This is a genomic window from Hominilimicola sp. (assembly GCF_046972485.1).
Taxonomy (GTDB): domain Bacteria; phylum Bacillota; class Clostridia; order UBA1381; family UBA1381; genus Hominilimicola; species Hominilimicola fabiformis.
In genome coordinates this window covers 1-8,361 of sequence record NZ_JBKVWU010000096.1, presented here as the reverse complement: position 1 = coordinate 8,361, position 8,361 = coordinate 1, and the positions used below count along the sequence as shown (strand labels likewise).

At 37.5% G+C, this 8,361-nt stretch carries 3 protein-coding genes and 1 pseudogene; all 4 read left to right on the top strand.

All coding sequences use genetic code 11. The annotated features are described in order from the left end of the window. Positions 1–1,562 (top strand): annotated as a pseudogene (locus ACLTU0_RS09160) (hypothetical protein); the annotation flags it as partial. After that, the gene (locus ACLTU0_RS09155; RefSeq protein ID WP_412322148.1) at positions 1,562–3,700 is read left to right on the top strand and encodes a right-handed parallel beta-helix repeat-containing protein; all 2,139 of its coding nucleotides are present in this window, start codon (positions 1,562–1,564) and stop codon (positions 3,698–3,700) included. The pseudogene ACLTU0_RS09160 and the gene ACLTU0_RS09155, both read left to right, overlap by 1 nt. Positions 3,701–3,720: 20 nt before the next feature. Beyond that, a complete protein-coding gene (locus ACLTU0_RS09150) occupies positions 3,721–6,402 on the top strand; it encodes an S-layer homology domain-containing protein (RefSeq protein ID WP_412322147.1) in 2,682 nt (893 codons plus the stop codon). A gap of 15 nt (positions 6,403–6,417) precedes the next feature. Then, positions 6,418–8,361: hypothetical protein (locus ACLTU0_RS09145; protein ID WP_412322146.1), on the top strand; the 1,944-nt coding region annotated here is incomplete at its 3' end.

Sequence of the window (8,361 nt, the reverse complement as noted above, 5' to 3'; positions counted from 1 at the left end):
CAGTAAATCCGACAGACAAACCGGAGGTGACACCGACAGTAAATCCGACAGACAAACCGGAGGTGACACCGACAGTAAATCCAACGGATAAACCGGAGGTGACACCGACAACAGTGCCGACAGCAACACCAACGATTGAACCGACGGAAGAACCTAAGGATGAACTTTTACCGGAAGGTTACAGTTTTGTAGATATTGCGTCTAACGGAAATAATCTTGTCGCAATGGCAAAGGATGAGGGCAGAACAGTTGCTCAGCTTTGTTATTCAAAAGACGGCGGTAAAACATGGAAGGCAAGTGAAAATCAACCGTTAGCAGAAAAAGCAACAATCTCAAGTAACAAAAATTCACAACAACAGTTAGTATATTGGAAAGCAAATAATATTTTTGTAGCTCACGGTGCGGCAAGTACATACACATCAACAGACGGCGTGACTTGGACAGAAAATACGGCATTGCATTGGACCACAAATACAATGCTGACAACATCGGGTAATCAACTTGCATTCGGTGGACAAGATTCAGCTAACGCAACGGCTGATTTACAGACTAAACAATTTGCAAATAACAAATATGTAATTCCTAAATCGTCAGGATATTATGCACAAGTAGCGGTTGCAAAACCGGCAGACAGTGAAGGTAATGTTGCAATGTTCATATGTGACAGGTATAAAGCATATGATTTGAGTTTCCAAGCGACATCACCAAAATATACTTGGACTTTAAAGAATAACAATGCAGGTACAATGACAGAAAATGCTCCTTATGATGCACTATATGCAGAAAAGGCAGACCAATATTTTATGGTAGACGGTTCGGAAAAATTGTATGCAGTAACCGATTCAAAAAATATTGCAAAAATCACTGTTGCTGACGGCGAAAAAATTGTCGGTGTAGGGGCAAGTGACAAATATATAGTAGTAGGAACCGAAAGCGGTAAGTTATATAAAACAGATAACGTGGCCGTAACGGCTGAAACAAAGTGGGAAGAAATTTCGATTGCGGCAGAAGATAAAATATCAGAGCCGTTAAGAAATATCGAATTTACAGATGAAGATACCTTTGTTGCTCTTGGTAATACAAAGTGGTATAATGGTAAGGTAGTTAATTCGACACCGACAGACAACCCAATTAAGCCAACTGTTTCACCAACAACAGCACCAACGGAAAATCCGGTTAAGCCAACAGCGGCACCAACGGAAAAACCGATTAAGCCAACAGTGGCTCCGACTGATGATCCGACAAAACCGACAGCAACACCGACTACGGCACCAACCGAAGAACCGACACCTGATCCGTCAGGTTACAGTATAAGATATGAAAACGGTAAAGCGGTAGTAAATGCGCCAAGCGGTAAATATGCAGTAATCTTTGCGGCATATGACAGTAACGGTAAGCTTATAAGCGTTGCGGTAAAACAAGATGCCGAAATTACAAAAGCAAACCAATCAGTATATCCTAATAAGTTTACAACAGTAGGTGCAGCCACAGGAAAGGTTATGCTTTGGGATAACTTAAATAATATGGTACCTCGAGCAGCAGCATCAATCCCTTTCAATTAATGGACGGTCAAAAGATTTTCGTTTCCACTGTCGGTGACGACAGTGGGGACGGAAGTGAGGAAGAACCCCTCAGAACGTTGGAAAAAGCAATAGACGTTGCAAATGAGATGAGAGAAGATTCCGATAAATTAATTGAAATATTGTTGCGTGAAGGTACTTACAGTGTAACAAACACGATAAAGATTATAAATTCTCAAAAAGATGATTCTTTACTTAAAATAAGTGCATATCAAGATGAAAAGGTTACAATAAATGCAGGTGTTGATATTCCTCTTTCAGCTATGAACATTGCCGATTCGAATTTTACAAATGCAATTATTGATAAACCAAATGCAGGAAGTGTCTTGCAATATAATCTAAAAGATGCACAAATTGAGGATTTTGGAGAAATTTCATTAAGAGGACACCTTATTTCCGATGAAAAAGAGGCTCAGGCAGAATTAAGCCTTAACGGTGAAGTTCAAAAGCTTGCAGGGTGGCCGAACGGTGAATATACAGGGCTGATAAAACCGACAGATTCTAACGAATACGGAAAAAGAACAAAGTCGGGAATTGCAAATGGATGTAGCTTTAAAGTGAATTACGACCGTCCGTCACAATGGAGCAAACTTGAGCAAGCTTGGTTATCGGGAACAATAGGACCTAATTATGAATTTGATTATTACCCTGTAAGCAGATTTGATTCGGAGGAAAAACGTGTTTATTTAAGCAGAGGTGCTTTGGAAAAATACTATACAGAGCCGTATTACAGATTTGAAAATGTACCGGAAGAACTTGATGAACCGGGTGAATATTACATTGACAGACAAAGCGGAATGTTATATTTTTATCCACCCGAGGATGCACCAAAAGATTCCGTACTTACAATCACAATGTCAACACCGACATTGGATGTAAGCGGAAAAGCTCCTAACTCTATGTTCAGAATAGAGAACAGCAAGAATATAGTTTTTGAAAATCTTATATTCAAAGGCGGACGCGGTTCGGCGATAACGGGTAAGAATAACAGCAATATAAAATTCATTAATTGTGAAATTAACAGTTTCGGCGAAAACGGAATACGTTTTGACGCTTCAACCGATATAACAATCAGTGATTGTAAAATACATGATGTAGGACAAGACGGAATTTTATTTGTAAGTTGCGGAAATTATCAGACGCTTTCACCAAGTAACATTGTTGTGTCAAACAACGATATTTATAACTTTGCCAGACTTGAAAGAAGTTACAAGACAGGTATAGACTTCGGATACAGATGTGTGGGTGCAACCGCAGCAAACAATCATATACATAACGGCCCGCATGCCGGAATGATATTTTACGGTGTAAATAACGATATTTACGGTAATGAATTTGATCATCTTGTTACGGAATTCAGCGATATGGACGCTCTGTATTGCAACAATTCAAGTTATCCTTGGGAACGAGGTAATAAAATTCATAATAATTATTTTCACGATATAGGCAAAAGTTCAATGAATGGAAGACACCAGATTAATGTAAGAGCAATTCGTACAGATAATCGTGGATGCGGACTTAATATATATGAGAATTTGTTCTATAATATCGGCGACGGCGGCAACGGCAACGGAAACAACGGCATCGGAGCAATAACTGCCGAAGGCACACGAAACAGAATTTTCAATAATTTGTTCGTGGATTGCAATGAGGCATATTTCAACACACTTCAATACAAAGAAATTGAAACTGCCGATGACGGTACTTTATATCCAGATACGATAATAAACAGTTCCGGTGTTGAGGTTGCAAATACAATTAATGGTGCAAAAGTCGCTGATTTGAAAAAGCAAATGGAAAAATATTTGCCTGTTTACGGTAAACAATTTCCGGAACTGTATAATTATTTTTATGAACATCCGAATATGTCGAAAACAAATGAATTTAAAAATAATATGATAATAAACATATCAATACCGCTAAGTAATTTTAACGGTACACAAAATGAGGAAGGATTCAGAGGTTCGCAAATGCTGACAGCGGCGTCGGGAAATTATGTTTCAACGTCAGATCCAGGTTTTGTATCATATGATAACGGTAATTTGGAACTTTCATCGTCGGCAACATTACTTGTTGAAGGGCTTCCGAAATTTGAAATGAGTTCGTTTGGAATACAGTAATTTATATAGGAGGACTAGCTGTGAAAAAGATTGCTATAATGTTAGCAACAATTATATTTATTCAGCTTGGGGCAACATCTGTATTTGCAGATTATACAGATGTAAGCGGTCATTGGGCATTAAGATTTATAAATGAATTGACAGATGAAAAGATTGTAGAGGGCGATAATCTTGCTTTCCGACCTGACAGCAATGTAAATGTTGATGAATTTATAAAAATGGTTATAGCCGCAATGGATATAGAGGTTACACCTCAGCCTCAAAACTGGTCAGCACCTTATATTGAAAAAGCATTGCAAAAACAGTTAATCTATAAAGATGAATTTGACAAATATAATCGTCCTATAAAAAGGTGCGAGATTGCCAAGATATGCGTTAGGGCTATAGGTGCTGATGAAGTTAGCGGAAATGAACGAAACGAGTTGATTTCACGCATTTCGGATTATTACGATATTTATAACAAAGACAAAGAATATGTACTTGCGGCATATTCAAAGCATTTGCTTTACGGTTATGAAGATAACAGTTTCAGAAGTGAACGTTATACCACAAGAGCAGAGGCGTGTGTTATAATAAGCCGAATGATTAAAGTCGGTAACTTTACCAATAATAACGGCGGAATTATTGATAATCCTATTTTGAAAAATATAATTTATGTTGCAAATACTGGAAATGATGAAAATGACGGTACGATTGACTCACCGTTAAAAACACTTGAAAAAGCGAGAGATAAAGTCCGTGAAATTATATCTTCCGGAAATTATCCTGACGGCGGAATAACAGTTTACCTTCGCGGAGGGGATTATGTACTTGATAAATCGTTAGAACTTGGTTCTAATGATTCGGGAACAGAAAATAATCCTGTTACATATTCTTCGTATCCGGGAGAAGTTGCAAGAATTACAGGCGGAACAAAGTTGCCGTATAATGAATTTAAGAAGATTTCATCGGATATGGCGTCAAAACTTCTTGATAAAACGGTATCAGATAAAGTATTGGAATTAGACCTCGGAAAAATGGGTATTGAAGATTTAGGTCAACTTTCAAGACGTGGTTACGGAATTTCAGCCGATGTGATACCGCAAGCGGAATTATACATTGACAGTGACAGAATGCAGCTTGCAAGATGGCCTAACAGTGATTGGGTAGGTACAACCGATATAGTAAGAAGTGGTGCAAGAAGTAAAAAAGGAGTTTTGGAAGGTGCGGTTTATAAAATTGATTATGACCGTCCTACTAAGTGGAAAACAAATATCAATGAAATATATACTTCAGGTGTCTTAGGACCAAACTATTTCTACGGTTACTTCCCGATAGAAAAAATAGAGCCGGGACAAATCACATTAAAAGAAGGTTCGGTTACAAGCTATTATTCAAAGCATTTTATAAGATACGAAAATATATTTGAAGAACTTGACCAACCGGGTGAATATTATATCGACAGAAATACAAAAATGTTGTACTTATATCCGAAAGACGGATTTAACGAAAATTCGGATATTTGGTTATCACAATTAAGTGAAAATCTTATTTCGGGTACAAATGTAAGTAATGTAACATTTAAGAATCTGAAAATGGAATCGTCAAGAGCCGGAGTTATCCGTATAAAAGACGCAAAAAATATTACGGTTGAAAATTGTGAAATAGCAGATACGGGAACAAACGGTGTATATCTGAGCGGTACGGAATGTACTGTAAAGAACAGTTTAATCCACGATATTGGCAGTACGGGTATCAGCATAAGCGGCGGTGATTATGACAATATCATCTCAAGCGGAAATGTTGTAGAAAATAACCATATTTACAAAGCCGCTCAAATAGAACGTTCTTATCAGGCAGGTATACTTGTTGGTTATCGTTCTGTAGGAACAACAGTAAGTCATAATGAGGTTCACGATATGCCGCATTCGGCAGTTATTATATACGGACCTAATCATACGATTGAGTATAATAACATATATGACGCAGTTAAAGAGTTCCACGATATGGATGCTATTTATATGAATGTATATCAGTATCCTTGGGAAAGAAATGTTGTTATTAGAAGAAACTTTATACACGATTTGGGACAGCAGACATTTACCGAAAAGCAAATGAACGTTGCAGGTATTCGTACCGATAACAACGGTAACGGATTACAGGTACTTGAAAATGTATTCTATAATATAGGTTATCAAAATGCAAACGGAATCAGAGGTGTATGTGCACAAGGAATTGATAACGTTGTAAACGGTAATATATTTATAGATACGTCAGGTACATATGAAGGTTCTCATACATATAATCCGGACGCTAAATGGGATGTGCAGTCAGACAGCGTAAAAGGAATATATGCACAGTGGCAGATATACAGTCCGAAATATTCGGAAAGCAATCCGGAAGTGGCTGACTTCTTTAAACATCATTTTGCGGCATATGAAAATGCAAATAAGTTTAATAATAATTTAATTGTAAATATTAAATTCCCGCTAAGTACAATAAACGGCAATCCTGCTTCACAAGGATTTTTCGCAAATGACCGATTGGTAGAGGCGGCAGGTAATATTATTACAAAGTCTGATCCGGGATTTGTTAATTATAGCGGAGGAGATTTCACAATAAAGGAAGACAGTAGCGTCTATAAGGAAAATCCTGATTTACCTAAAATTGATTTTGAAAATATCGGTCTTTTAAAAGACGAAAGTGTGGGAGTAAAAAAATAGAAAGGGTGAGTATAATTGAAAAAAATACTATCAGCACTGATTTCTTTAATAATGCTGTTTAGCATAGTTTCTGTAACACCTGTTATGGCTGATTCAATATCGGGAACATACACTTTTGTAGATACTTGTTACAGTCCCGAATTAGGTATTTATGTAGCAGTTGCAAAAGATTTAAGCTCGGGAACAACACCGGCACAAATATATGTTTCAGATAACGGCAGTGACTGGACTTTGAAAAAAACATTGTCACAGGCAAAACATTTCGGTAATCCTAATACAAGACAAGTAGTTGTATGGTGGGAGAAAGAACAAAAGTTTGTACTTGCGGCGAATAATAAAATCTTTATTTCAGATGACGGTACAACTTGGAGCGAATCGACAAATGAAAGTATGGTCGGTTCAAATACAACGGTTGCAACAAACGGTCAGACATTGGCTCTTGCGGCAGGAGGAGTTGTCAAGGTTTATAACAGCCTTGACGACACTCCTCCTATAAGCAGTGACTCAACAGCATTCAAGTTGGTTGACAAAAGTGCAGTTGCTAAAACCATAGGTTTAACACCAAGTGACCCTATGAGATATGCGGTAGGCGACCAGTACAAAATATGGTATTTCAACGCAGAGGGTACAAAGACTACATTGACATCAAATATTTCGGCACAGCCTTACGATATGGAATATGTCGAAGGATTTAACGGTTGGGTTATGATAAACGGAACTGCCGTACTTAGAATTTTGATGAATGACGAAACGACAAAGTATAATAATTTTTCGGCAATGAAATTGTCTGACGGAACAGATAACACTGAAAAATTTACCTCTGTCGGAGTAAACAGTGATAACGTGGTTCTCGGTACCGCCTCGGGTAAAATTTTAATCGCTCCGAATGACAGTTCGTCACTTACCGTTGATGTACCGTGGATGATTGCGGAATCGGGCAATGGTTCAGAGTCAAATGAAGAAATTCGTTCAATAAGCGCAATAAACGACGGTATGTTCCTCGTAGCGTCAAAGACAAAGTTGTTTATGCTTGTGAACGAAGATGATAAGTGGGTATATTACGATGTGGCAAGAGATGATATAGTCCTTGAAGATACAAGATTTGAAATCCCTGAATCGGGTATGTATTCGGAAACATTAGAGCCTGTACATTATGATTATAAAGGTGAAATTTCAAATGATAATATTGAAAAGTTTGAATTAATATCTGATTTGCCTGATGGCGTAATATCCGAATCGGTAAGCGATTCAAGTGCTCAGATATTAATAGACAGCAAAACAGTAGGCGGACACGAAATAAAATATCGTGCAACTACAGAAAAAGGAAAAACAAAAGAATTTACAGTAACTGTTGTCGATGAAGACCATATAGAAATAGAGGGAGATGACAAAATAGCAATACCTCTTGACGGTGAAGATAATGAACAGTATACATATACTGCAACAGTTATCGGTACAGACGGACAGGAAATGAACAGAAATGCGGAAATAGCAGTTGTATCAATGCCTGACGGTGTTAAATTCGATGAGAAAACAAATACTTTTACGGTTGATAAAGACACGCAGGCAGGTGAGCTTGTTATACAAGCATCATCTAAGGTAAAACCGCAAAATGCTCAAAGAAAGACAATAAATATTACGAAACGTGCTGCAGATAAGATTGAATTTGTCGAGGCACCCGATTCGATATTTATTCCGGATAATGCAAAAGAAACATTTACATATTCGGCAAAACTTTATGACCAAATAAACAAAGAAATGGTCGGAAGAAAAATAAACTGGAGCGTTGAACCGAAAGAAATTGAAAGCATGGAAGGTGTTTCAATCAATGAAACGACGGGCGAATTAACTGTAGACAGTAAAGCTGTTTTAGGCGTTATTTCAATCAAAGCAACCGATTTTCAAAATACTGAAATCTCGGTGCAAAAAGACGTTAAACTTCAATACACCGACCTAAGA